General features: G+C 49.4%; 23 protein-coding genes and 2 pseudogenes. 21 read left to right on the forward strand and 4 right to left on the reverse strand.

The features are described 5' to 3' along the window. Window positions 1–69: 69 nt before the first annotated feature. The 6 genes from ribH to MPL1_RS04555 all read left to right on the forward strand — a co-directional run bounded on the left by ribH (window position 70) and on the right by MPL1_RS04555 (window position 5,430). The gene (gene ribH, locus MPL1_RS04530; protein WP_009725949.1) at window positions 70–576 is read left to right on the forward strand and encodes a 6,7-dimethyl-8-ribityllumazine synthase; all 507 of its coding nucleotides are present in this window, start codon (window positions 70–72) and stop codon (window positions 574–576) included. 185 nt (window positions 577–761) lie between these two features. Further along, window positions 762–1,877 carry an aminomethyltransferase family protein gene (locus MPL1_RS04535; RefSeq protein ID WP_009725950.1) on the forward strand — a complete coding sequence of 372 codons (1,116 nt, stop codon included), beginning with the start codon at window positions 762–764 and terminating at the stop codon, window positions 1,875–1,877. Window positions 1,878–1,931: 54 nt separating this feature from the next. Further along, window positions 1,932–2,534, forward strand: a complete 603-nt coding sequence (locus MPL1_RS04540; RefSeq protein WP_009725951.1) for a dimethylamine monooxygenase subunit DmmA family protein — start codon at window positions 1,932–1,934, stop codon at window positions 2,532–2,534. Continuing rightward, on the forward strand, window positions 2,531–3,484 hold the full coding sequence (locus MPL1_RS04545) for a PDR/VanB family oxidoreductase (protein WP_009725952.1): 954 nt from the start codon (window positions 2,531–2,533) through the stop codon (window positions 3,482–3,484). Before MPL1_RS04540 ends, MPL1_RS04545 begins: the two co-directional genes overlap by 4 nt. A 10-nt stretch (window positions 3,485–3,494) precedes the next feature. Then, window positions 3,495–4,538: a heme-dependent oxidative N-demethylase family protein gene (locus tag MPL1_RS04550; protein ID WP_009725953.1), complete on the forward strand. Its 1,044-nt coding sequence runs from the start codon at window positions 3,495–3,497 to the stop codon at window positions 4,536–4,538. A 103-nt stretch (window positions 4,539–4,641) separates the two neighbouring features. Beyond that, on the forward strand, window positions 4,642–5,430 hold the full coding sequence (locus tag MPL1_RS04555; RefSeq protein WP_009725954.1) for a TorF family putative porin: 789 nt from the start codon (window positions 4,642–4,644) through the stop codon (window positions 5,428–5,430). Between the two features lie 51 nt (window positions 5,431–5,481). On the opposite strand, the gene MPL1_RS14270 is transcribed toward MPL1_RS04555, so the two are convergent. After that, window positions 5,482–5,616, reverse strand: a complete 135-nt coding sequence (locus MPL1_RS14270; protein WP_268743752.1) for a hypothetical protein — start codon at window positions 5,614–5,616, stop codon at window positions 5,482–5,484. Beyond that, entirely contained in the window at window positions 5,616–6,872 is a 1,257-nt protein-coding gene (locus tag MPL1_RS04560; RefSeq protein ID WP_235045531.1) for a PAS domain-containing protein, read from the reverse strand. Before MPL1_RS04560 ends, MPL1_RS14270 begins: the two co-directional genes overlap by 1 nt. A gap of 147 nt (window positions 6,873–7,019) precedes the next feature. Between MPL1_RS04560 and MPL1_RS04565 the strand changes: the two genes are divergently transcribed. Together MPL1_RS04565 and narL are read left to right on the forward strand one after the other, a co-directional pair. After that, complete coding sequence (locus MPL1_RS04565) at window positions 7,020–8,735, forward strand: histidine kinase (protein WP_235045532.1); 1,716 nt, start codon at window positions 7,020–7,022, stop codon at window positions 8,733–8,735. 103 nt (window positions 8,736–8,838) lie between these two features. Next, on the forward strand, window positions 8,839–9,486 hold the full coding sequence (narL, locus tag MPL1_RS04570) for a two-component system response regulator NarL (RefSeq protein WP_009725957.1): 648 nt from the start codon (window positions 8,839–8,841) through the stop codon (window positions 9,484–9,486). Window positions 9,487–9,555: 69 nt separating this feature from the next. Here the strand turns inward: narL and MPL1_RS04575 are convergent, their stop codons facing one another. After that, a complete protein-coding gene (locus MPL1_RS04575; protein ID WP_009725958.1) occupies window positions 9,556–9,897 on the reverse strand; it encodes a cupin domain-containing protein in 342 nt (113 codons plus the stop codon). A 431-nt stretch (window positions 9,898–10,328) separates the two neighbouring features. On the opposite strand from MPL1_RS04575, the gene MPL1_RS04580 reads away from it, so the two are divergent. Further along, window positions 10,329–11,741, forward strand: coding sequence for an ammonium transporter (locus tag MPL1_RS04580; protein WP_009725959.1), 1,413 nt, complete (start codon window positions 10,329–10,331; stop codon window positions 11,739–11,741). 130 nt (window positions 11,742–11,871) lie between these two features. Here the strand turns inward: MPL1_RS04580 and MPL1_RS04585 are convergent, their stop codons facing one another. Beyond that, the gene (locus MPL1_RS04585; protein WP_009725960.1) at window positions 11,872–12,372 is read right to left on the reverse strand and encodes a hypothetical protein; all 501 of its coding nucleotides are present in this window, start codon (window positions 12,370–12,372) and stop codon (window positions 11,872–11,874) included. 215 nt (window positions 12,373–12,587) lie between these two features. Here MPL1_RS04585 and MPL1_RS04590 point away from each other — a divergent pair, with 215 nt between their 5' ends. From MPL1_RS04590 to MPL1_RS04640, 12 genes and pseudogenes are all read left to right on the forward strand, one after another. Then, on the forward strand, window positions 12,588–13,715 hold the full coding sequence (locus MPL1_RS04590) for a hypothetical protein (RefSeq protein ID WP_009725961.1): 1,128 nt from the start codon (window positions 12,588–12,590) through the stop codon (window positions 13,713–13,715). Between the two features lie 43 nt (window positions 13,716–13,758). Then, window positions 13,759–14,981 (forward strand): annotated as a pseudogene (fmdA, locus tag MPL1_RS04595) (formamidase). Window positions 14,982–14,994: 13 nt separating this feature from the next. After that, window positions 14,995–15,339 carry an FmdB family zinc ribbon protein gene (locus tag MPL1_RS04600; protein WP_009725962.1) on the forward strand — a complete coding sequence of 115 codons (345 nt, stop codon included), beginning with the start codon at window positions 14,995–14,997 and terminating at the stop codon, window positions 15,337–15,339. A gap of 58 nt (window positions 15,340–15,397) precedes the next feature. Beyond that, entirely contained in the window at window positions 15,398–16,651 is a 1,254-nt protein-coding gene (urtA, locus tag MPL1_RS04605) for an urea ABC transporter substrate-binding protein (RefSeq protein WP_009725963.1), read from the forward strand. Window positions 16,652–16,761: 110 nt separating this feature from the next. Then, window positions 16,762–17,685 carry an urea ABC transporter permease subunit UrtB gene (gene urtB / locus MPL1_RS04610; protein WP_009725964.1) on the forward strand — a complete coding sequence of 308 codons (924 nt, stop codon included), beginning with the start codon at window positions 16,762–16,764 and terminating at the stop codon, window positions 17,683–17,685. Between the two features lie 15 nt (window positions 17,686–17,700). Continuing rightward, window positions 17,701–18,891 (forward strand): urea ABC transporter permease subunit UrtC, encoded by a 1,191-nt coding sequence (gene urtC / locus MPL1_RS04615; protein ID WP_235045533.1) that lies wholly within the window; start codon window positions 17,701–17,703, stop codon window positions 18,889–18,891. After that, window positions 18,888–19,634, forward strand: a complete 747-nt coding sequence (gene urtD / locus MPL1_RS04620; protein ID WP_009725966.1) for an urea ABC transporter ATP-binding protein UrtD — start codon at window positions 18,888–18,890, stop codon at window positions 19,632–19,634. Before urtC ends, urtD begins: the two co-directional genes overlap by 4 nt. Before the next feature lie 20 nt (window positions 19,635–19,654). Further along, on the forward strand, window positions 19,655–20,344 hold the full coding sequence (urtE, locus tag MPL1_RS04625) for an urea ABC transporter ATP-binding subunit UrtE (protein ID WP_009725967.1): 690 nt from the start codon (window positions 19,655–19,657) through the stop codon (window positions 20,342–20,344). A gap of 282 nt (window positions 20,345–20,626) precedes the next feature. Continuing rightward, complete coding sequence (locus MPL1_RS14080) at window positions 20,627–21,823, forward strand: purine-cytosine permease family protein (protein ID WP_235045534.1); 1,197 nt, start codon at window positions 20,627–20,629, stop codon at window positions 21,821–21,823. Then, window positions 21,807–24,101, forward strand: a complete 2,295-nt coding sequence (locus tag MPL1_RS04630) for an ATP-binding protein (RefSeq protein WP_235045535.1) — start codon at window positions 21,807–21,809, stop codon at window positions 24,099–24,101. The genes MPL1_RS14080 and MPL1_RS04630 overlap by 17 nt, the downstream gene beginning before the upstream one ends. After that, window positions 24,094–25,047, forward strand: a complete 954-nt coding sequence (locus MPL1_RS04635; RefSeq protein WP_009725968.1) for a response regulator transcription factor — start codon at window positions 24,094–24,096, stop codon at window positions 25,045–25,047. Before MPL1_RS04630 ends, MPL1_RS04635 begins: the two co-directional genes overlap by 8 nt. A 369-nt stretch (window positions 25,048–25,416) precedes the next feature. Then, a pseudogene (locus tag MPL1_RS04640) lies at window positions 25,417–26,998 on the forward strand (PQQ-dependent dehydrogenase, methanol/ethanol family); the annotation flags it as partial.

Here is a 26,998-nt window from a genome sequence, read left to right on the forward strand (position 1 = left end):
AACTGGCGGTGTTTGTGAAAAGACAAGCACTTCTGACTGTCTCGCGCCTATTTTTATGGTGGAAATTGTATGGCGGATGACTTGAAAAGCTCGGCAACTCGCACGGGTCTGAACGGAGCGGGTTTGAAAATTGGCATTGTTCAATCGCGATTTAACCCGAAAATTGTCAGCGCATTGCTGGCGGCGTGTATTGAAGAATTGAACCGTTCCGGCATTGTGGGTGACGATATCGTGCTGTTTACCGTGCCCGGAGCATTGGAAATTCCGTTATTGCTGCAAGAGCTGGCGTCAACCCAGCAGTTTGATGGCTTGATTGCGCTGGGCTGTGTCATTCGTGGTGATACCTATCATTTTGAGGTGGTCTGCAATGAATCGGCAAGAGCGATCAGTGAGTTGCAACTGCAATATCAGATCCCGGTGGCAAATGCAGTGCTGACCACTGAAAACGAGCAACAGGCAGAGCACAGAGCCATCATCAAAGGCAAGGAGTCTGCTCAGGTAGTGCTGGAAATGGTGCTTAGCCTGAAACGAATCCGATCCACACAGCGACCGCCCGAACGAAAGCTCAGCGCCTGAATCGGCGATCTGATCCTAAAAACCCCGAGCTTTTGCCTTGGGGTTTTTTTATTGGCTGCGTTCCAGGCCAAAGCCTCAGCCCTGTTACTTCCAAGGGAGTACTCCATCTTGGGAATTTTCCGCTCAAGACGCCTGGGCTATGTTGCTTAGAACCCGAAATTTTGATGATTGCGAGAGGCAGCCCAATGTTACGAAACTCAATACTTAACGCCCGGCACAAAGAGCTCGGTTCCACACTGGATGGCGAAACCTGGAACGATATGCCGATTCCCTGGAGTTACAAAACCGACCCGCATGAAGAAGTGATAGCCGTCAGAACTCGCGCCGCGCTGTATGACGTGTCAGCACTGAATCTTGTCAACGTCACCGGCCCGGATGCTCGTGCCGTGGTGGATCAACTGGTGGCGATTGATGTCAGCCAATTGCAGCCCGGCAGTTCCAGACTGGCTGCCGAGGTAGATGACTCAGGCGCTCTGTGTGACGACATCATGGTGATCTGCGATGCCGATGACCAGTTCCGTCTTTCCCATGGCAGTGGCAAAACACCACAACAACTGGCACGTCTGGCGGAAGGCAAAAATGTCGACATCACACCGGATCTGGATGTGCACATTCTGTCGCTGCAAGGGCCTAAATCACTGGATGTGCTGAATCCTCATCTGGATATTGATTTGGCAACACTGCCTTATTTCAAACATATCGATGCCCGCCTGTTTGGCACCCGGATTCAAATTGCTCGTGGTGGCTATTCGGGTGAGCGTGGCTATGAAATCTACTGCAAGGCCAATGATGCAGTTCGACTCTGGGATTTGATTCTGGAAAACGGCAAGGCATATGGCGTCATTGCTGCTTCCTGGGACTCACTTGAACTGACCCGTATTGAAGCCGGTTTATTGTTCTTTCCTTATGAAATGCCGGAAGGCGACACCACGCCTTGGGAAGTCAATATGGGCTGGTGTGTTGATGTCGACAAGCCCGGCGACTACATCGGCAAGGCTGCGGTGCTGGCTGCTCGTGGCAAGGAGCGTTTCAAGCAAAGCGGCATTATCTGCCAAAGCAACAGTGCGGTTGAAGCGGGCGCCAAAATTACCCGCAATGGCGAGGTGGTAGGCGTAGTGACCAGTGCCAGCTACAGCCGATATTTGATGCAGTCATTGGCCTTGGTGCATTTGCGCCCTGACTGTCTGCAACTGGGCACCGAAGTCCAGGTTGAAGCTGCCACACCGGTTAAGGCCTATGTGGCAAAAACACCGTTCTACGATCCGATGCGAATGCGCACCCATCCAGAACAACAGAAGTAAGCGTGCTGGCAGCGTCAGCACATGCTGACGTTGTGAGCAGATGAGGATTTGAATATGCAAAGAGGTTATTGGATTAGAAGCAAGCCGATTTATGGCTCGCTGGTCTGGCAATCCCCTGCAGCGGCCCATTTGGTGATCGCTGCCGGAGAGGGCGGAATTGCCGTGCTCAAACTGTTTCAACAAATGTACCCGCGTGAGCCTATTCAGGTGTTGTATGCCGGCCAGCCAAAAACCGGGCGCGATTATGCTGAGATTCTGGGCAGTACCGTCCCGGAGGGATTGCAAATTTGTAATAGCGAAGCCGAGCTGTTGGAGACGCTAAAGACACAGTTGGGCAACTACCACATGGGTACTCAGTTTTATGTCGCCGGACCGGAAGCTTTTCTCTGGCAGGTCATGAAATCACTGGGTCAGGTGGGCGTTCAGGATGCTGATGTTCACAAAGAGCTGGCGGGCACATTGGCTCGTCCGGTGTATTGCGTGCATTGCAAAACCATTACCGAAGCGGTGCACCACAATATTTTCAGTTGCAGTCACTGTGGCAGAAAACTGTTTGTTCGTGACCACTTCTCACGACGGCTGGGCGCATACATGGGGCTGATGGTGGATGCCGAGCAGCCGGGCAATATCCCGAAAATTGAAGAGGTGTACCCATGACTACTTTGAATGTTCGGGTGGCTGCCGTTGAACAAGTCACTGAGCTGGTTAAGCACTTCACGCTGGTTCAGCAAAACGGTCAGCCATTGCCACGATTTTCCGGCGGCAGTCATGTGGTGGTGTCGATGAATATCAATGGTCGTAATCACCGTAATCCCTATTCGCTGATGGGGTCGCCCGACAATACCGAGAGCTACCATATTTCGGTTCGCCGTCAGGAACAGTCACGGGGTGGCTCGGTATATATGCATGACCAGGTCACGGTCGGATCAGAATTGCAGATCACCTATCCGGTCAATCTGTTTGCTATTTCCAAACTGGCTCACAAGCACATTCTGGTGGCAGGCGGTATCGGTATTACACCGTTTATGTCGCAAATTGCCGATCTGAACCGGCTGGGGCAGCACTATGAACTGCACTATGCCTACCGATCACCGGAGCACGGGGCTTTTGTTGAGCAGTTACGGGAAATGTGTGGCGATCGCCTGCATTGCTATGTCGAGAGCGAAGGTCAGCGCATGAGTTTTCAGCAGTTGCTGAGTCAGCAGCCACTGGGGACACATGTTTATACCTGTGGTCCGGACGCAATGGTCAAAACCTTATTGCTGACGGCACGCGATATGGGCTGGCCTGAATCCCATTTACACAGTGAACAGTTCTCAGCGCCGCCAATAGGCGATGCCTTTGTGATCAGCCTGGCGCAGTCTGGCATCGATCTGGAAGTTCCGGGTGATATGAGCATGCTGGAAGCCATGGAAGAAGCCGGACTGGAACCGCCCTTCCTGTGTCGTGGCGGTGCCTGTGGCCGATGTGAGCTGGAAGTTCTGGCCTGTGATGGTGCACTGATGCACAACGATCACTATCTATCCGACGCCGAAAAAACGGCTGGCAACAAAATCATGCCCTGTGTGTCACGGGCAAGCTGCCAGAAACTGGTCTTGAATATCTGAGGAATTGCCGATGAATACACCTGCTTTCAAACATGAAACATTCAGGGACGACTACAGCTTCAGCAATTCCGCTGAAGCCATTCGTCGCTTTCCCTTTCCGTTTCCCGAAGATGACTATATGTACAGCGTCAATATCGAGCAGCATGAGCCGGGTGCACCGGGGTCGGTGCTGGAGCATCTGATCGATATCGATGAGCACTATCTGGCCGAATGTGAAGATCGTCGGCTGACACTTGAGCAAGATCCGGATCGCTGCATTATCACGCCGCATATGATTGATGCACAGTGGGATATGGTCGAGCTGGTGATGGAATCATTGGCGGCTGATTATCCACAGTGGTTCAGCTTGAGCAAAAACGGTGATGACTGGCACTGGATCAACACGCCGATGGGCATTGATCAACAGTTTCGCTTTGGCGATGCCAGCACACTCCCCATGCCGCCGTTTGAGTTTATTACCCGTCAGGTACAGGGCGACTGGATCATCATGGATCAGCGGGATGATGATTTGTTTGCCGATATGGGTATGGTCACCAGTCAAGCCGACTGGTCGATTGCCTTTGATGCGGGCATGTCATTCAAAGAGTGGCATGGTCCAGTGCCTCAAGCCAATGAAATCGGTGTGTTTGATCGTGCACTGAAATATTTGTTGCATCTGCAATACGGCAGTCCGGTGCGACGGTTGAACTGGACCATGACGGTCAATCCGCGACTCGATACTTCACCGGAAAACTATCCATTTTGGGGACCCGACAATGTGTCGGTCACACCTGAAAATGTGGGCGACAAGGTGTATTTGCGGGTCGAGTTGCAGGCCTTGTTCCGCCTGCCACGCAGTAATGCTATTGCCTTTAGTGTGCGTGGTTATCTGATCAGTCTCAATGAGTTGGTGACTTACCCGCGCTGGGGCAAACGACTGCATCGCATTCTCAAGGGCCTGCATCCGGATCTGTCGGAATACAAAGGACTTGATCACTACCGGCAAACCGTCATCGATTGGCTGGCGCCAATGGATGATGGTGCTGATCTTGGCCTGGGCACTCAACCCGAGTAGCCCGGCCACTTCTCGAATATGAACTTCTGTTCATAAATGTGCTGCCGTTGCGTCTGGCAACGGCAGTTTGCTCGATCTTTCCAAAATCCAGAGGAAATTCAACATGAAAATCAAAAGCATGGTGGTATCCGGTCTGGCTGGCATGGGTTTGCTGTCGGCGTTGCCGGCAGCGGCCGAGTCAACTTCACCGCATAGTCTGACAGCCAACGTCGGTCTGTTCAGTCAGTATGTATTCCGAGGCATTACTTTCAGCAATGAAGATCCAGCCATTCAGGGTGGTTTCGACTATGCCCATGACAGTGGCTGGTATGCAGGTGTCTGGGCCACCAACCTGGAACAGGACGAAAATGTAGGCAACAGCATTGAGGTGGACTTTTATGGCGGTTATTACCATCAGTTCACCGATGATTTTGCCATGGATGTCGGTTTGCTGCAGTTCTACTATCCGGATCGCAAGAAGTTCAACGGACAGCGTTTTGATACCACTGAAGCCTACGCTGCAGCCACTTGGAAATGGTTCACTGCCAAATACAGTCGCACCCTGACCAACTATGGTGGTCTGAATACCAAGTCGGCAGATCTTGATGGCGGATATGGTAACGGCAGTTCACGTGGTACACAGTACTACGAGCTGAACTTTGACTATGGTCTGCCACATGACTTCAACCTGCATTTGCATGTGGGTCGTCTGCGGGTCAAGAACTACAGTGATTTCAACTACACCGATTACATGGTGGGACTCAGCAAGGACTTCGCTGTGTTCGGTGCCGATGGCTGGACGGTGGGTGTGAACTACACCAACACCACGGCGAAAAAATCCTGGTGGCCGGGCGCCGATGGAGACAACCGTGGTGAGAGCCATGTGATTGGCTACATCATGCGTACTTTCTAAATTGGTGCTGATACCGTCAAACCCCGAAGCACTCCGTTTTGCGGAGTGCTTTTATTCTGTCAGCTTACGCATTTGTTCAAGTCCTGTGGCCATTTCGCTGATGTTGTCATTGCTGAGGTCAAAGACTATGCCTTCCAGTGCCAATAACTCTCCACTGGCAGAGAAAATCCCTTCGCCCTGTTCCATCACCCAGCGGTTTTATTGCTGCGGGTCAGTATTCGGTAAATCATTTGAAAGCGACGTTGTTTAGCGATTTGCTCTTGCACATGTTCCCAGATCCGTTCGCGGTCTTCCGGATAGACCAGCTGCATATAGGTCACGGTATTGGAGTTAATCAATTCGTAAGATTGATATTCAGTGACTTCCAGACAGCTGTCACTGACGTATTCAAACGTCCAGTTGCGATCATTTTTACAGCGATATACCAGGCAGGACACATTGGTGATGATCATATCGAGGGGCGAATGACGATTCTGTTTTTGGGCGGCTTCGATCTGTTTGATATGACTGATGTCGGTCAGGGTGCCTACGATACTGGAGCGTTCACCTTTGTGTGCTGAGGTGCGTGAGGCTCGCATTTCAACCCAACGGGAGCTGCCATTTTTGGCGATCAGCCGGGCCTCAGTTTGCACATGTTGTCGTTTGCCCTGAATCAGTGCGTTAATTCTGGACTCAACCAGTAAGAAGTCTTCGGGGTGAATAAAGTTAGTGAGGGTTTTATTGATAGTTTCTGAGGTTCGATAATCTGTTAATGATTCCCAGGCCATATTCAGATAAATAATTTCCTGTTCAACATTAATAAGAAAAATAATTTGGTTGATATTATTAAGCAATAATGGAAAATTGAATTTTTCAGGTTCTAATTCTGTTTCATGCTGAACCTGGCTGGTTGAGGTGAATTGCAACAAACTGAGATTGGACTGACCATGAACATCAAGCGGAGACAACGAGATATGCGCCGGAACCGTTGTACCATCGACATAGAGCAGCCTGACGGTGAGTGTCTGTCGGCTTTCGGCATGACTGTCATGCTGACTGATAAAGTTAGTCAAGGCCGCATGACTGCTGGGATGAACGATATTGGTCAGTGGCATTTGAGTGACCAAATCGCGCATGCCGGTCATACCCAGCTCACGCAAAAAGGCCTTATTGGCAAAGATAATGTTAAAGCCGTCAATGACCGCAGATGGCGTCGACAGGCGCATCGAAACATCATTGGCCCAGTTTTGATCACTGCGCGTGGTGTTTTCACTGTCAAGCCGGTAACGGCCTCTAAAGCCGGGATACAGTGAAATGATCAAAATCACCGATAACAATACTGCAAATACAGCAGCAATCAGCGCAATATGGATGGCGAAAGAGGCCGAGCTGTCCCACCAGACGCTGAAGATCAGCGCAGTGATGGTACTTAGCATGACCATAGAGAAAATAATTAATGCCACTCGTTGACCCTGTAAATCACCAAGTCGGTTGCAATGGTTTATTTAAAGAAATTTAACCTGAAATATATTTTAAGCAGCATACGACAAAGAGCTTTATTTTCCAAGCTGACGTTGCTGCTTATATGTATTGCCCTGACCACTTTATTAATGCAGGCAGGGTCATTGTTTTTGCTGGATTATATGCGCTCCAGTCAGGCGGCTATTTCCAAGGTGAATGAACACCGAATTTTATGGGAAAAACAACTTTTTTATATCAATCATTTAAGACCGGCTGATTCTGAAAAAATTTTAAAGGATATGCGGTTGCATTACCTTGATACCAAAGACCCTGAAGTCAGATGGATGCTCAACCAGGACAGCGATGAGCTGGCTAGGGCGCTACAACGTGTTGAGCAGGCTCAGCAACGCTTTGATGAGGTTGCCGTGATGAATGTTCGCATTGCTTCTCAATTGAGGCTGGCGGATCGGGTGCTGATTTCTTATCAGGATCTGGTCGAGGCATTGGCCAGTGATGGTGAAATCAAACGATCAGTGATCAGTCTGCTCAACATCATGAGTCTGTTGTTTTTGTATGGCTGCATCATTGCTATCAGTCTGGCATCTAAGAAACTTCTGGTGGATCGCATGGACAGGTTGCAGACGTTTTTGATGCTCAAGTTCCCAGCACAAAAGCAGGAGAAAAGTAGCGACGAATTCACCCGTCTGGAACAACGCATATTTGAAATGACCGCCAGGATAGAAGGCTATCGATCACAAGTGGCCTGGGCGGAAAAAACCAATGAAAAACTGTTGATCCTGTTGAGATCGCACGAATTTATTCTCAAGTTTATTGAAATTACCAGTAACGAAATTCTCACCGATAAAACCTTGCTGAAGCTGATTTATTCGCTGGAGCGGGCCATGAATTTTGACAATGTGGCCATTATTCAAACCGAAGATGCGGCTGTAATTTCCGGTGAGCATGTGATTTATTCGCATCATCCACCGCCCAGCATGACTAACGAACGTTTTGATGAATTGCATCGCAACGGTATGTCCAGCTATTTGCAACAAAATCACGAGCAACGGGAAGTGCGATGCATCGGTGTGACCTATCAAAGCAGTGGTTCCGGGCTGGGTATACTGCTGATTGAGACCGGCAAGGATCGGCTGCTGGACAATACCGAACTGCAAGTGTTGGAAATCAGCGCCAAACTGTTAAGCATGGCAACCAAGTTTCAGAATCATGATGAGGAAGGACGTCGGCTGGCAGTGCTGGAAGAACGATCGGCGATTGCCCGGGAATTACATGATTCGTTGGCACAATCCTTGTCATTTATGAAGATACAACTGGCACGTCTGCAATCTGCCGGTGACAATCCAGAGAAAAGTTCGGCAATGCTGACGGAGCTTCGGCAGGGCCTCGATGCGGCCTACCGTGAGCTGCGCGAGCTACTGACGACATTTCGGGTGCACATGGATTTACGTGGGCTGGGCTATGCCATTCAGACCACGCTGGATGAGTTTTCCCAGCGATCCAACGTGGCAATAAGTTTTGATAATCGGCTGGTTAACTGCCGACTGACGGTCAATGAAGAATTTCACATGCTACATGTGGTACGTGAGGCACTTTCCAACATCGTTCGGCATTCAAAAGCGCGGCATGTGACGATACTTTTGGACAAGAATAAAAGTGGCAAGGTGGTGTTGACCATTGATGACGATGGCATTGGCTTTACTGCCAAGGCCGATACTTACGATCATCACGGACAAGTGATTATGAAGGAACGAGCGCGCACACTGGGCGGGGAGCTGGAGGTGATGGCTAAGCGCCATGGTGGCACTCGAGTCAGACTGAACTTTACCCCCAAGTCAGCGCAGTAGCGGGTTCAAGGTTTGATTGACAGTACGAGGCCGGGTGTGTGTTAATTTACGCTATGTTTCATTGTGTGAAACAAAGTTTATATCATTATGAGTGGACTCAATTATGAAAGATACAATCAAAGTGTTGTTGATTGATGATCATCCCCTGTTTCGTAAAGGAGTCGGTCAGATCATTTCGGATGATCCCAGCTTTGAAATTGTTGGAGAAGCTGCCTCTGGCATGGAAGGTTTGGAGTTGGCAGTGCAACTCAAGCCAAACCTGATTTTGCTGGATCTGAATATGAAGGGCATGAATGGACTTGAGACCCTGCGACGGATCAAAGCGACAGAGCTGGATACTCATGTGGTGATGTTGACTGTCTCAGATGCAGAAGACGATCTGCTGGAAGCGCTGCGGGTCGGCGCGGATGGTTATTTGCTGAAAGACATGGAACCTGAAGATTTGCGGAAAAATCTGCTTAAGGCGGCCATGGGCGTCACCGTACTTCAGGATAGCCTGACGGAAGTACTAAAAAATGCGCTGATGGAGCCACAGACCAAAGTCAATGCAGATGACGTCAACTTGACCAGTCGGGAAAGTGAAATTCTTGAATGCCTGGCCGAAGGCATGAATAACAAGACCATTGCTCGGCGGCTGGATATTCGTGATACCACGGTTAAGGTGCATATCAAGAACATCCTGCGAAAACTCAATCTGACCAGCCGTCTGGAAGCGGTGGTCTGGAAGCATCAACAAAGCAATAAACCCTAATACCGACAATTGATGCCGGCATTAGGGTATCTGACCTGACGGGTCGGAGCAGACCCGTTGCGAGCTGTATTACAGCGGTTTGCGTTGGCCAACAAAGAAACCTGTTCCGTGTGACGGTGTTTCAAAGATGATGGTTTCGCCATCAGCAAAAAACAGGACGTCACCCACAGTGGCGTGCACTTTCTGGCCTGAGCCATCAGTGATAATGAACTCGCCATCGGCGATATATTTCATTTCTTCATAGTCATAGGTGTAAACAAGAGGGGCATCCGTCTTATTCAGATGGAAAAAACCCGCGCAGAGTGTCTTGTCTTTACTGTCTGAGATGATGCTGTCACCCAGGGTTGCAACCAAACCGTCAACGTTCATTGATGGTTGTGGATCTTTAATAGCCTGTTTTTTGAATTTCATTATTTGTCTCCTTTGGTTAGTGACAGACAGATTAAATAACGTTGAGCTGTCAGCAACAATCCTCCTGAAGTAGTACTCAGTTTGTGTCAAATATCAGCCATGTGAGCTTGGCTATATTTAATTAGATTTGGAATTTTATTTGGTTGCAAGATGTCAGTCACTGATAATATTTATTAAATATGAAGTTGCAGTGTTAGTTGTGGCTTTTATTAATACCTAATAAGTACTTCTTAAGTGGTATTTTAGGTTTATTTTTAAAAAGTGAGCTTTTTAATGGCGGGCGCAAATATGCGTTTTTGTTTTTTGTTAGCAATAATTACCACATAAGTGGTAATTATTAGGAGTAATAGACTTAATTAATAAGCCAGGAATAGAGTCGCTGACATGCGGTTGAATTGGCATCCGTATTGTTTTTAACAAGGAATAATTCTATGGCTTTAGAAATGGCGGCTCCATTTGCCGAGCAGGTGACGCTCAACATGCTCGTGCAAAATCTGGTGTATGCCTCCGGTACGGTGGGGGCAATATTTGTAGTAATCGGCTTGTTGTTAATCGATGTAGGCGGCGTGCGGAGACGAAATGCCTTTAATGCGACCGTCGAAAAAATGGTCGGCTTTTTTATCAGCTTCGCGACCTACTTCCTGATTGGTTTTGCTTTTTGGGCGGCGCAGTACTACATCATGGAAGGCTATACGCTGACTGACTCGATTATGGACTGGTGGGCTGGCGGAGCCATGGTGAACTCAATGGCGCATACCGTTGATCCTGCGGTGTTCCCTGGTTTGAATAACTTCCAGATCTTTGTGTTCTTCCTGGCCTGCTTTGCCGGCATCATTAGTGTGTTGTTGCACTTTGCCGTTTCAGAGCGGATGAAACCGTCTGCGTATTACATCTCGGCATTTGTCGCGACTTTGGTCTCTTCGGTATTGAGTTGGTGGACCTGGGGTTCTGTGGGACCACTGACCAATATGGGCTTTCATGACTTTTTCGGTGTTGGTTTTGTTTATCTGTTCCCGGCCGGAATGGCGTTTGTGTTTATCCGTAAACTGGGTGCCCGTCCGGGTATGTACACCGCACAGGGTGCGGTGACTGAATATCGTCCACCTAACCTTGGTTTGCTTACCACAGGCGTAATGACTATTTTTGCAGGGCTGCCAATGGTCATTCTCTCGTGTCTGTTTTTCTTTGACCCTGAGGCGCTTGCGGTGAGTGTAACCATGGCGGATACCAGTGTGGGTATCGCATTTAACAACTACGGTGCAGCTTGGGCCGGTGGTGCAATCATGGGTGCAATTCTGGCCTATTCAACCCGCAAGTACAGTTATTTGTTGCTTGGGCCTTTGGCGGGCTATGTCGCGGGTGCATCAGGCTTTGATGTGTATGTGCCATGGCAAATGTTCCTGGTGGCGCTCGGTGCTCCGGTGGTGGCCTACCTGGTTTACGAGTTCATGAAAAAACGTCATATCGATGAGCATAAGTTGCTGCCTTTATTTGCCGGTGCCGGTTCTTATGGCCTGATCATGGTCGGTATCGTCAATGCCGGTACACCGCACGCAGGCTATCTTGGTTTTGAGGATGGTCCGTATGCATTTCAGCACAGCCAAATCGGTGTCACCATGCAGTTGGTCGGTGTAGTGGTTTCTCTGGGACTGGGTATGATCACCGCCTGGGTGCTGTCGTTTGTGTTTGAACACACTATCGGCATGCGAGTCAGTGATGCGGCTCAAATCGAAGGGCTTGATAAAGAATACTGGGACATCGAACCCGATGTTGAAACCAGTATCGAACAAGCCGGTCGTAACGGTGCCAGTACGGCGACCACCACGGCTAATGCGGTTGCCTGAGCTTTAACAGGCGATACAGACCTCTAGAGGTCTGCCCATCAAAATTCCGGCTTCGGCCGGAATTTTTTTGCCTCGAAAACACAGGCCTCATCAACACGAGGCTTGTTCAACCAGTGTTGCTCGGTCAGCTTCAATCCTGCCGAGTCAGTGCATACCAGCCACGTTGACCCATACAGCTCATCACGCCACGGGTGACACGACTCATATTGGCGGCCGTTTCATGGCCTTCGCCTAACTCATTGACACATTGTTGGCCGTCTTGCATCAGTGCCTCAGGGCCTGCGCCCATTTTCCACCATGAACTTATCTCAATCATTTCCAGAGGATCCTGACTGCTGTCCGGCTCGGGAATACGGGCATCCACCACGCTTTTGGGAGAGATGGTCGCTGCACTTCTGCCGATCAGTGATTGACTGGGGCTGACTGTGATCCAGCCTTTTTCTTGTAGACATTGATCAATCGCCGTCGCCGAGCTTGAGCCTGTTTCACATTGCCGTTTGGCATCTTGAAAATCAGCGCCAGTGGCACCGCGTTTGTAACTGAGTTCGCCGCCACAGCCTGTGAGCAGCAACAGACCGCTGAAACTGATAATGCCGACGAATTGGCGCATCGACTTGTTTGCAATGTGCATGGTTGACCTCCCTTGACTGGTCTCCGGATTGGCTGACCCGGTCAGCGTAACGTAAACCGGCCAAACCGCTTCTACGCAATTTGACGTATTTAAGCCTCAGTGCCCCCTGACTAGTATGACTCTCGAAGTTTCGGTTGAGCACATCGTGGTGATTCAACCCAAAAATGCTTGCGTTCATTCAAGTTTTTTCTGCGTTGTTTTCACAGAGGTGGCACATGAAACATTTAAACAAACTGGCTTGGTCGGTGGCTTTGGCAACGACCGCGACATTGACCCCGGTCATGTCATCCCATGCCGCGGGCACCATTACTTTTGGTGAAGATCGATACATCAGTCTGGGCTTTGGCATGCGAGGCAGCTACAGCCGTGTTGAAGATGGAGCGGGTAATGGCTCTTCCTATTCCAATGACTTCAGTCTGGACAGCGGTCGTATTTACTTGTCCGGGTCTTTGAACAAGTACATCAAGGGTATGCTCAATACCGAAAAAGACATTGCCGGTCAGGGCTTTCAGGTGATTGATGCGGTGGGTATTTTTCAGATGACGCCGGACATCAGCATTTGGGCAGGTCGCTTTCTGTCACCAAGTGATCGGGCCAATATGGCTGGCCCCTATTACTCGCTTGGCGGTGGTTACTGGGCCGGTATTGCCTCACGTTATGGTTTTAATGGTGGTTACATCGGCCGTGATGACGGTGTGGCCCTGGTAGCAACGGCTTTTGACCAGCGTCTTGCCTATTCCTTTGGTGCCTTTGAGGGCAATACTGCATTTCAGATAGCACCCGTGGCAGATGAGGTCGAAAGTGCCAGAGGTTCTGATGGCTTGATGTATGCCGGTCGTTTGCAATACAGCTTCTGGGATACCGAGCCCGGTTACTACGGCACCGGTAATTACCTGGGTACCAAAGATATTTTCACCATCGGTATCGCTGGCCGCAGTCAGAAAAATGGTGCAGTTTCGGCGACTGATCAGGGTCAATACTACTCATACAGTGCTGACTTGCTGATCGAAAAACAGAATGTCGGCCCGGGCGCCGTGTCCTTCGAAGCCGCCTATTACCGTTATGACACCGACAAAGTCTTCCGTAGTGAGGAAGGTAAAGCCTACTCAGCCGGTGCCGGTTATATCTTCAACGAAAAAGTCGGTTGGGGACAGATTCAACCCTTTGTTCGCTACCAGCGTTTTGATGCCGACAACAACATCGATCTGAGACAGACCGACCTGGGCGTCGCCTACATCATCGACGGTTACAACGCCCAAATCTCCGGTGTGTATTCCCATTTGAAAGAAACCAGCCAATCGAACACAGACAGTTTCTTTGTGACGTTGCAGTTGCAGTTCTGATATTGCAGCGGCGCTATTTGCCCAGCAAAAGCAGGAGGAAGAGATGAAAACCCTAGTAAAGCTTGATTTAGACAAAAAACCCTGGGAACAGGATGGTCAGATTCACAATCGCTGGCACCCTGATCTACCGATGATTGCCATGGTTAAACCGGGCGATGAATTCCGGGTGGAATGCATGGACTGGACCGGTGGCCAGATTGGTAACAATGACAGTGCCAACGATATTCGTGATGTCGATCTGCTTCAGGTGCATTACCTGAGCGGACCGATTGGGGTTGAGGGTGCCGAGCCTGGCGACCTGATGGTGGTGGATATCCTGGATGTCGGCACTTTCGAGGACTCGCAGTGGGGCTTCAATGCCTTCTTCGCCAAGGAAAATGGCGGTGGTTTTCTGACTGAACATTTTCCGGAAGCCCGAAAATCCATTTGGGACTTTCATGGCATTTATACCACTTCACGTCATGTGCCAACGTCAAGTTTGCCGGGGTGATGCATCCAGGCCTGATTGGTTGTTTGCCATCCCGCGAGCTACTGGAAAACTGGAACAAGCGTGAAGCCGAGCTGATTGCGTCTGATTCCGAGAGAGTGCCACCTTTGGCCTTGCCACCTAATGAGCAGGCAGCCGTGATGGGTCGTCTCAAGGGCGATGCCGCAGCCGCAGCCGCCAAAGAAGGGGCGCGTACTGTGCCGCCACGTGAACACGGTGGTAACTGCGATATCAAGGATCTGACCAAGGGTTCGAGAATTTATTTCCCGGTCTATGTCAAGGATGGCGGCCTGTCGATGGGCGATCTGCACTTCTCACAAGGTGATGGCGAAATCACCTTCTGTGGTGCTATTGAAATGGCGGGTTACCTGGATATCAAGGTCAGTCTTATCAAAGATGGCGTTAAGAAATACGGCATCAAAAATCCGCTGTTCAAGAACAGCCCATTAACGCCTACCTACAACGATTATCTGATCTTTGAAGGCATTTCGGTGGATGAGCAAAACAAGCAGCATTATCTGGATGTGCATGTCGCCTATCGTCAGGCCTGTTTGAATGCCATCGAGTATCTGAAGAAATTTGGCTACACCGGCGAACAGGCGCTCTCCATTCTGGGTACTGCACCCGTGCAAGGCCATATCAGCGGTGTGGTGGATATTCCAAACGCCTGTGCCACTTTGTGGTTGCCGACTGAGATCTTTGACTTTGATTTGCACCCCAGTGTGGACGGTCCGGTGAATTTTGTCACACCGGGCAAAGATCTCAGTATCGCGACATAGCAGGGGAATCAAGATGCCCTTATACGACTATCGGTGTGAGCAGTGCGGCACATTCACTGCGTTGCGAAAAATGCACCAGGCAGGCGATGACATCACATGTGATTGTGGCTTGCCAGCAAGACGTGTGGTGACAGCGCCTCATCTGGCACTGATGGACGGTGCAACCCGGATTGCGATGGCCAGAAACGAAAAGTCGGCTGACTCGCCGAGACTGGCGCGTCGTTCAAGCTGTGGTTGCACCGGGGCACACACCTGCAAGACTGATTCTTCTGCAAGTTCCAAGCACCAGGAAGGCAATAGCACGGGCCTGAAAATGCAGACCAAGAAAACCGCGAGACCTTGGATGCTCGGACATTGAATTTCCCAACACACTGAACAGCGCCGTTCACACCATTCATTCCAACAGGAGATAGACGATGAAATATTTCAGTCGACGGAAATTTCTGGGTAAAACCAGCAATTTAATAGGGGCCATGCTTGCTGCTGGTCTGATAAGTACCAGTGTTATGGCTACAGAGTTTCCCACCGCCGAGGTGAACACGACCGGACTTGCGGTGACCGATGACACAGTGACCGTGGGTATTTTGCACTCACTCACCGGCACCATGGCGATCAGTGAAACCGGCGCACAGGAAGCTGAAAGGCTTGCTATCAAACAAATCAACGAATCCGGCGGTATTCTCGGTCGGCAAATTCGTGTCATTCGCGAAGATGGTGCCAGTGACTGGCCAACCTTTGCCGAAAAAGCTCGCAAATTACTGATCAATGACAAGGTGGCGGCAGTATTCGGCTGCTGGACTTCAGCATCGCGCAAAGCAGTGTTACCCGTCTTTGAGCAGCATAACGGCATTCTCTATTACCCGACATTTTATGAAGGTCTTGAACAGTCGAAAAACGTGATTTACACCGGTCAGGAAGCGACACAGCAGATTCTGGCAGGGCTTGACTGGGTTGCCGAAGAAAAAGGTGCCAAAACCTATTTCCTGATTGGTTCAGATTATATCTGGCCCAGAACCTCAATGAAAATTGCTCGTATCCATATTGAACAGGTACTCGGTGGTCGAGTGGTCGGTGAAGAATACAAGCCACTTGGGGATACCCAGTTCGGTTCTATCATCAACCGTATTCGTCTGAGAAAACCGGATGTGATTTTTGCAGCGGTGGTGGGTGGCAGTAACGTTGCCTGGTTCAGACAGTTGAATGCTGCCGGTATTAACTCAGACAACCAGACCTTGCTGACACTGTCGGTGACAGAAGACGAAGTGCTGGGTATCGGCGGTGAAAACCTGGAAGGCTTTTACTCAGTCATGAAGTATTTCCAAAGCCTGGATAACCCCAACAACAAAGCATTTGTTGAAGCCTTCAAGGCTGAATACGGTGAAGACAGCGTTATCGGTGACGTAACTCAAGCGGCGTATCTGGGCCCTTGGTTGTGGAAAGCGGCCGTCGAAAAAGCCGGCAGCTTTGATATCGACAAGATCGTGGAAGTTTCCAGAACCGGTGAAATCGAGTTGGATACAGCACCTGAAGGTTATGTCCGACTGCATCCGAATCATCACTTGTGGAGTTACACCCGTATCGGTAAGTGGAATCGTGATGGCCAGGCAACCGTGGTCTATGAATCTCCAGAGCTGATCGAACCAAATCCATTCCCAGAAGGCTACCAATAGAGGCTGGTCAGTCACTCAAATGCAGGCTGGTTTTTGCCAGCCTGCACTTTGAGACCCCAGTAACAGAATCGTTTCTTTGATTAATCGGTAAATGTTTCGGAGTAACCACCATGGGTGATTTTACTTTTCAGGAATTGACGTCAATCCTCGCAATGCAGGGCTTTGTCGGGATTAGCTTGTTCAGTGTGCTGTTGTTAATGGCACTGGGGCTGGCCATCATTTTCGGTCAGATGGGCGTCATCAACATGGCTCATGGTGAGTTTATGGCACTCGGTGCCTACACCACTTACATGCTTTCCATGTTTACGCGCACTCATTATCCGGAATTGATGCCGTACTACTTCTTTTTCGCCATCATCGCGTCATTTCTGGTGGCGGGTATCGTTGGCTATCTCACAGAATTTGCCTTGATAAGACATCTTTACAAACGGCCATTGGATACGCTGCTGGCCACCTGGGGCTTGAGTCTTATCATGCAGCAGATGTTTCGTACCTTTTTTGGTTCACGCGAAGTCAGTCCGGCGTTGCCTGACTGGTTGATGGGATCCTGGATGCCTACCGATTCCATCTTTATTCCCATCAACGGCATGTTTGTATTGGGGCTGACCACGGTTGTGACTTTTGCTGTTTATTACCTGATGTACCGATCTTCCTGGGGCTTGAATGTGCGAGCTACCACCCAGAACCGTGTGATGAGCGGTGCGGTCGGCATCAATACCAAACAAGTGGACAGGCTCACCTTTGCGCTCGGCTGCGGCATCGCTGGTATTGCAGGGGCGGCCTTTACCACCATTGCATCAACCGGCCCGACCACAGGTTCACTTTATATTGTGGATACCTTCATGGTGGTGGTGTTTGGTGGTGCCGCCAGTCTGTTTGGCACCATTGCTTCTGCCTTCACCATTGCACAGGCGCAATCAATTCTTGAGTTCTTTATCAGTAGTTCCATGGCGAAAGTACTGACCCTGTTGACGCTGATCATCATTCTGATGATTCGTCCTGAAGGTCTGTTTGCTTCCAAAGTCCGTAAATAAAGCGCAGGAGATTTGATGATGAACTTTTTTATTGAACGGTTTCTGGGTGGCAAGCAGGGCGCAGTGGCAATAGGAATACTGGCTTTGCTTATCCTGGTGATTTTTCCTCTGGCGCTGGATTTGTTCCGACTGAATCTGGTGGGTAAATATCTGACCTTTGCTTTTGCGGCAGTGGGATTGGTGTTGCTGTGGGGATATGGCGGTATCTTGAGCCTGGGCCAAGGGGTGTTTTTTGGACTTGGCGGCTATGCGATGGCGATGTTTCTTAAACTGGAGGCTTCGGATCCAGAAAGTACCGCGATTCAGACCACACCGGGTATTCCTGACTTTATGGACTGGAACCAGTTGTATGAACTGCCTTGGTTCTGGGTGCCTTTTGAAAGTTTTACCTTCACGCTACTGGCCATTCTGGTGCTGCCTGCATTGTTTGCCTACATCATCGGCGTTGCCATGTTCAAACGTCGTGTCGGTGGCGTTTACTTTGCCATCATCACGCAGGTGATTGCGGTCATCCTCACGGTATTGATTGTTGGTCAACAGGGCTTTACTGGCGGTATCAACGGTATTACAGATCTTCGAACCTTAAATGGCTGGGATATCCGTACCGATTCGGCCAAGTACATTCTCTATTTCATCAATGCACTGTTGCTGTTGGCGGTCATCATGATCAGCCGGTTTGTGCTGACCAGCAAATTCGGTCGCTTGTTACTGGCGATGAAAGACAAAGAAGACCGGGTACGTTTTTCAGGCTATGACGTATCCAACTTCAAAATCTTCATTTTCTGTCTGTCTGCAGTAATTTCAGCTATTGGCGGCGCCATGTTTACCCTGCAGGTGGGTTTCATGTCCCCGTCATTGCTGGGGGTAGTGCCTTCCATCGAGATGGTTATTTTTGCAGCGGTGGGTGGCCGGATGTCACTGATTGGTGTGGTCTACGGCACCTTGTTAATTAATTTTGGCAAAACCGGCTTTTCAGAAACCTTCCCCGAACTGTGGTTGTTCTTCATGGGCGGTTTGTTCATTGCGGTGGTGATGTTCTTCCCTAACGGCCTGGCTGGTATTTACAACAAATACGTCTCGAAGCTGGCATTCCTGCAACGCTATCTGCCAGCCATCAAGCTGCCTAAGTCAAAAGCAGACACACAAAGCAATGCCTCATCCAGTGCCTCGACCTCTGATAATGCTGCTGAAGGAGCCAAATCATGAGTACCAATACAGACTTTTTGCTGGCGATTGAAGATTTGACGGTCTCGTTCGATGGCTTCAAGGCGGTTGATTCATTGACCATGTATATCGACAAAAATGAGCTGCGAGTGATTATCGGCCCCAACGGTGCCGGAAAAACCACGCTGCTGGACTTGATCTGTGGCAAAACCAAGGCCAGTGGTGGTTCCATCCAGTTTAAAAATCAGGAAATCACCAAGCTGGTTGAGCATCAGATCACCCGGGTGGGGATCGGTCGCAAATTCCAGACGCCATCGATTTATGAAAACCTTACGGTTTATCAAAACCTTGAGGTTTCCTATTCCGAAGGACGCAGTGTATTAGGCAGCCTGTTTTTTAAATCAACGCCCAAACTGGAAGCACTGATTGAAGAGGTGGCCAGTGATATTCAGTTGACCGAGCTTCTTGACACTGAAGCGGGGGTGTTGAGTCATGGACAAAAGCAATGGCTGGAAATCGGCATGTTGCTGATGCAGGAACCGGAATTATTGATGCTGGATGAACCGGTGGCCGGTATGAGTGCCAAGGAACGTGATGAAACGGCAGAACTATTGAACCGGCTTTGCAAGAACCGTTCGGTCATTGTGATTGAGCATGATATGGAGTTTGTGAAAAAGATTGCCCGTAAGGTGACGGTCTTGCATCAGGGCAAGATTTTGGCTGAAGGGGCGATGGAAAAGGTTCAGGCTGATGAAAAGGTCATCGAAGTTTATCTCGGTCATTGACTTAAACCAGGAGAAATCACATGTTTGAAGTGGAAAATTTGCAAGTCAGTTATGGCCAGAGTCAGGTAATTCATGACATCAGCTTCAAAGCCAATCCCAATGAAACACTGGCGATCATGGGCCGTAACGGGATGGGTAAAACAACCTTGTTTAAATCACTGATGGGTATACTGCCTAGCAGCGCCAGCAAGCTGGAAGTGGCTGGTGTTGATTTGCTGGGCAATGAAAGTTACCAGCGAGTCGCCAAGGGTGTTGCCTATGTGCCTCAGGGTCGAATGATCTTTCCCAACCTGACAGTGAAGGAAAACATCGAAACCGGGCTTAAGGTTGGTAAATATAAGGAGATTCCAGACGAGATCTACTCGTTGTTTCCGGTACTGCACGATATGCGGCATCGCAAGGGCGGTAACCTCTCGGGTGGTCAGCAACAGCAATTGGCGATTGCCCGAGCACTGGTGACCAATCCCAAGGTGTTGTTACTGGATGAGCCCACGGAAGGTATTCAGCCTTCGATCATCAAGGATATTGCCAAGGTGTTGAACGAGATCAGAAAAATGCGTGACATCACGATCATTGTGTCTGAACAGGTGCTCAGTTTCACCATGGAAATTGCCGACCGCATCATTGTCATCGAGAAAGGCAAGTTCATTCACGAAGATCTGCGTGAAGCGGTTGATGCAGACAAAATCAAGAAGTATCTGACCGTTTAGGACGGACGGTCTTTCATAGCGCATCTGACGCACTATACTGGTGCGTCAGATGCAAAAAAAGCGGTCCGGGTTGTTTGACCACTGACTAGATCATTTCTTTGAATCAAGCCAAGCTCTTGTATACAAGAGGCTCTCGGCTTTTGTTTAGCTATCGCCGGCAAACCGGCATAACTCTTGCTCCTTCCTAGCTTATGGTTTCCTGTTCAAACATCGCAGGGATAGCGATGATCCAGCGCAGGCAATACGTCAAATTACGTAGATAAAATTCTGCCGGTCATCATTATGATGACGGATCAATGCTGGCTGATAACCATCCAACCTGCCATCGATATCATCCGGGAGTTCGAGTTGACAGCGAATGAGGCTTTGATTGAGCTATCCGATCAGGATGCTCCCCAGCGTATTGTAAAAATCCGTCGTGATTACAATACCTGGGTAGCCAATGAAACGCTGGAAGACTATGCCCTGCGTTTTACGCCCCATTCTTTTCGTAAATGGTCCATTTTCCGGGTGGCTAACACCGCTCTAGGGGCTATTTCATTTCTGGTGCTGGAGGTCATTGGTGCAGCGCTGGCGGTGAATTTTGGTTTTGTGAATGCCTTTTGGGCAATTCTGACCATCAGTCTGATTATTTTCCTGACCAGCTTGCCAATCAGTTATTACGCCGCCAAATATGGCCTGGATATGGATTTGCTGACCCGAGGTGCCGGTTTTGGCTATATCGGTTCAACCATATCTTCGTTTGTCTACGCGACTTTCACCTTTATTTTGTTTGCGCTGGAAGCCGTGATCATGGCCTATGCGCTGAGCATGTACATTGATCTGCCGCTCTATGTCTGGTACCTGATTTCAGCCATCATCATTATTCCACTGGTGACGCATGGCGTGACACTAATCAGTCGTATTCAGATGATCACTCAGCCCGTGTGGATCTTCCTGATGGTGCTGCCCTTTGTCTTTATCTTGATGAAAGACCCGGATGCCGTTCGAGGCGTGATGCAGTTTGCCGGTGCTTCGGGATTTGACGCGGATTTCAATATTTACATGTTCGGCATGGCCATTGCCATTGGCATGGCCTTGATACCCCAAGTCGGCGAGCAGGTGGATTTTCTGCGGTTTATGCCGGAAAAAACGGAAGAAAATCGCTTGCGCTGGCACTTGGGGGTAATACTGGCTGGACCGGGCTGGATTTTCATCGGCATGATCAAAATGTTTGCCGGTGTGTTGCTGGCTTATCTGGTGTTGCAGGCGGGTGAGTCAGTTGAGGCCGCGGTGAATCCCACACATATGTATCACCTGGCCTTTGACTATGTGTTCAGCAATGCCGATGTGTTGCTGGCGGTCACCGTATTTTTTGTGGTGCTGTCACAAATAAAAATCAACATTACCAACGCCTATGCCGGGTCATTGGCCTGGTCGAATTTTTTTGTCACGTTTGACCCACAGCCATCCGGGTCGTGTCGTGTGGCTGCTGTTTAATGTGATGATTGCCACCTTGCTGATGTTGCTGGATGTCTTTCAGGCTTTGGAACAGGTACTGGGTCTGTATTCGAATATCGCCATTTCCTGGATTGCCGCGGTGGTGGCCGATTTGGTGATCAATAAACCCTTGGGACTGAGTCCCAAAGGACTGGAGTTCCGGCGCGCCTATCTGTTTGATATCAACCCGGTAGGCGTGGGCTCGATGGTGATTGCCTCGATAATCTCGGTGATGGCGTTTGTTGGCTTTTTCGGTCTGGAAGCACAATCATTTTCCTCGTTTATAGCTATGTTCACCGCCTTGATTTGTTCTCCTTTGATTGCCTGGTGGACACGAGGACGATTTTATCTGGCCAGGCAGCCGTTCAAGTTTCATCCCGGTAAGAGCAAGGCAACCTGCGTGGTCTGCGAGCGACAATATGAAATTGATGACGTAGCACATTGCCCCGCTTATCAGGGGCCGATCTGTTCGTTGTGTTGCTGTCTGGATGCTCGTTGCAATGATGCCTGTAAACCCAATGCAAAACTGAGTGATCAATGGCAGACGGCCATGATGGCCATGCTGCCTCGAAATTTGTGGGGCTATATTCACAGCGGGGTGGGGCACTACCTGCTGTTAATGACGCTGACGGTCATTGTGCTTAGCGCGATTTTTGGTCTGATCTATCTACACATAGAGTTGACGCTTACCGAAAACATCGCGCACATCCTGCCAGAGATACAGCTCGGATTTTTGAAGGCTTATGTGGCTTTGGTACTGGTTAGTGGGGTGATTGTCTGGTGGCTGGTGCTTACTTCACAAAGTCGCCATGTGGCACAGCAGGAGTCAAACTCTCAAACGCGTTTGTTGCAGCGGGAAATTGAATTGCACAAACAAACTGATGCCGAGTTGCAGCGTGCAAGGCGGGTGGCTGAACAAGCCAATCAGGCCAAGAGTCGCTATATCACTGGCATCAGCCATGAACTTCGCACACCGTTGAACAGCATCCTTGGTTATGCGCAATTGCTCGATAACCATAAGGGCTTTGACCCACGCAGCAAACAGGCAATCAAAGTCATACTCCGCAGTGGTGAGCATTTATTGTCATTAATCGAGGGTACGCTGGATATTGCCCGTATTGAGAATGGCAAGCTTCAGTTTGAAACTAAGTCACTGCGTTTCCCCGAATACATCCAGCAAATTGTCAGTATGTTTGAGCTGCAGGCGATTAATAAGGGCTTGAGTTTCAAATATCACATCAACAATGACTTGCCCGCGGTGGTGCGGGCTGATCACAAGCGGCTCAGCCAGATACTTATTAACATACTTGGCAACGCAGTCAAATATACCCGTGAAGGAGGCATTCAAGTCAGCGTCAGTTATGCTCGTGAATTTTTGTCAGTAGAGGTCGAAGATACCGGCCCGGGCATCAAGGATGAAGAGTTGCAGATGATTTTTGAGCCATTTTCAAGAGGCAGTGCCGCACAGGGCGTGGGTGGGACCGGCTTGGGCTTGACCATCAGCAAGTTACTGACCGAATTGATGGGCGGCATTTTGAACGTGCGCAGTGAAATGGGTAAAGGCACGGTGTTTTCGATTCGTCTGTATCTGCCCAGCGTGCGACAACAGGAGGCTTTGTCTGTGGTGTCCATGCAAATTCCAGCGGGATACCTCGGCCCCAGACGCAAAATCATGGTGGTCGATAATGAGCCGGTTGATCGTGAGCTGGTGAGAAACATGCTTGAACCGCTGGGCTTTGAGGTCAAAGAAGCTGCTTCGGGGGCGGAATGTTTGCAGACTTATCCACATTTCAAACCGGACATTATCTTTATGGATCTGGCGATGCCGGAGATGGATGGCTGGGAAACCATTCACCTGATTCGCAATATCCATCAGTCGGATATTCCTATCGGCATTATTTCTGCGAATGCTTTTGACCGTAGTCTGGAAAACAATTCGGGGATTTCACCGCAGGACTTTATTCTTAAGCCACTAAACCTGCTCGAGCTTATCAACTGGATCGGAGAATGTCTGAATTTGCAGTGGATTGAAGCAGAAAAGTCGATGCCAGCTATCGTGCCTATCAGCGATTATGTTTTGCCCTCACAGGCAACGCTGAAAAAACTGTTGGAGATGCTTGATATTGGCTATATCCATGGGGTGCGCAGTTTGATCAATGACATTGAAGCGCAACAGTTGGCTTGTGAGCATTTTGTTGCCGAAGTTCGAGGCATGACTAACAAGTTTCAGCTGGAAAGCCTCAAGTTATTTTTGAAAGAGAAACTGAATCATGCCTGATAAAGCAAGACAGGCAGTGGTCCTGGTGGTGGATGATACGCCCGACACATTAGCACTGTTACACGATGCCCTGGTGGAGTCGGGCTATGTTGTGCTGGTGGCCGATAATGGCAAGCAGGCGCTGAATATCAGCCGGGAAGTCTTGCCGGACATTATTCTGCTGGATGCACTGATGCCTGAAATGGATGGTTTTGAGGTTTGTCGTCAATTGAAGCAGGATTTGGTGACACGGCATATTCCAGTGATCTTTATGACCGGACTGACCGAGTCAGAGCACGTTGTGGCAGGTTTTTCGGCGGGAGGCATTGATTATGTGACCAAGCCTTTGAGTCCGATTGAAGTGATCGCCAGACTCAGTTCTCATCTGAAAAATGCCCGGATGATGAATCAGACGCAGGGAGCACTGGATGTCTTTGGTCAGGCGGCCATTGCAGTATTGCCCGAGTCTGGAAGAATCGTCTGGCAAACGCCACTTGCCAGACAACTGATTGCTAAATACCTCAACGACCATGATGCCTCTGCTAATGGAACACCTCTCAGACTGCAGCAATGGATTCAGCAACTGGGAGCTTCGGATGAGACTTTCCGGTTACGGCCATTGATGATTCAGCATCCAACCGGAAGATTGATTTTTAATCCAGCCGACTTGCGCAGCGAAGAACAGTGGCTGATTCTGGTCAGAGAAGAATCTGAAGTTGCCCAGATCGAAGCGCTCAAGGCGATATTTGCATTGACCAGGCGAGAAGCTCAAGTACTGCATTGGGTCATTATGGGCAAAACGGATCGCAGTATCGGTGAAATTCTTGGTACCAGCCCACGCACCGTCAATAAACATATGGAACATGTGTTCACCAAACTAGGCGTTGAGACTCGAACAGCGGCGGCTTCACTGGCGGTGAACAAGTTGCACAGTCTTTCAGGGGTTCAACGGCCGGGAGTCGAATAGAAAATCTGGTGCAGCGGTGATGTCCATAAGCCCGTTATTGACAGGCTGAATTCCCGAACAAAACCGGGAGTCATTCAGAAAAATACTGGTAAAAAAAGGAATGATTCCCGAAGTGACGGAGTGTCTCTGATCAGTGTATTACTGATGTCTTAGTATTTATAAATCAATGAGTTGCTGAATAAATCCGGTGGTTATTCCCGGCTGATGTGTGTTTTGGCTACAACAATATGAGAGTTTCTCTTATTCATAAATGAGATGAATGCATAATGACGCTCAGGAAGCTTACATCTAACCTTACACAACGCATGAAGTATTCCCAAACAGAAGACTATCGTGTGGACAAGAAACCTAATTATAGAGGACAACTCAATGAAGCTGAAAACTCTGTCATTAGCAATGATGTCAATGGCTGTACCAAGCATGGTCGCCGCTGACGAGTTGCTGGTAATGCAACAAAACGAAAACAACTGGGTAATGCCTGCTGGTAACTATGCCAACACTCGTTACAGCACTCTGGCTCAAGTCACAAAAGACAACGTCAAAGACCTGAAAATGGCTTGGTCGTTCTCAACTGGTGTATTGCGTGGTCACGAAGGTAACGCTCTGGTTATCGACGGCACCATGTATGTTCACACTCCTTTCCCGAACATCGTTTACGCCCTGGACCTGAACAACTACGGCGCAATCAAGTGGAAATATGAGCCAAACCAAAACTACGACGAAACTGTGCCAGTTATGTGCTGTGACACTGTTTACCGTGGTCTGTCATACGGTCAAGGTAAAATCTTCCTGAACCAGGCTGACACCACGCTGGTCGCTCTGGACATGAACACTGGTGAACCAGTCTGGTCTGACAAACGTGATGATCCAAAAGTCGGCGCAACCAGCACTGCTGCTGCTCACGTGTTCAAAGACAAAATCATCGTTGGTATTTCTGGTGGTGAGTTTGGTGTTCGCGGTTATGTTCAAGCCTACAACATGGACGGCAGTGTTGCTTACAAAGCATACAGCGTAGGTCCTGACAGCGAAATGCTGGTCGATGGCAACACAACTACTTCTATGCTGAAACCAGTTGGCAAGGATTCTTCACTGAAATCTTGGCAAGGTGACCAATGGAAGATCGGTGGTGGTACTACTTGGGGCTGGTATTCTTATGACCCAGACACCAACCTGTACTACTACGGTACTGGTAACCCATCTACCTGGAACCCTGTACAACGTCCAGGCGACAACAAATGGACTATGACCATCTTCGCTCGTGACCTGGACTCAGGTATGGCGAAATGGGTTTACCAAAAAACTCCATTTGACGAGTGGGACTACGACGGTGTTAACGAAAACATCCTGGTAGACCAAGAGTTCAAAGGTCAAATGCGTAAACTGCTGGTCAACTTTGACCGTAACGGTTTTGCATACACCCTGGACCGCGTCACTGGTGAACTGTTGGTTGCTGAACACTACAACCCACACGTTAACTGGGCAACCAGCGTTGATCTGAAAACAGGTCTGCCAAACCGTGTACAACGTTACTCTACCGCTTATAACGGTGAAGACGTGAACACCACTGGTATCTGCCCTGCTGCACTGGGTAACAAAGACCAACAGCCTGCTGCATTCTCACCACGCACTGGCCTGTTCTATGTCCCAACCAACAACGTATGTATGGACTACGAGCCATTCGAAGTTGAGTACGTCGCTGGTCAACCATACGTTGGTGCTACTCTGAGCATGTACCCACCAGAAGGTGAAACTCACCTGGGTAACTTCATTGCATGGGATGCACGTGAAGGTAAAATCGTCTGGTCTAACCCAGAGCGCTTCTCAGTCTGGTCAGGTGCTTTGGCAACTGCCTCTGACGTAGTGTTCTACGGTACTTCTGGAAGGTTTCATCAAAGCAGTTGACGCTCACACAGGTCGTGAACTGTGGAGATTCAAAAACCCATCAGGCTGA

Origin of the sequence: Methylophaga lonarensis MPL (assembly GCF_000349205.1) — a bacterium.
In the GTDB taxonomy this organism is placed as follows: Bacteria; Pseudomonadota; Gammaproteobacteria; order Nitrosococcales; family Methylophagaceae; genus Methylophaga; species Methylophaga lonarensis.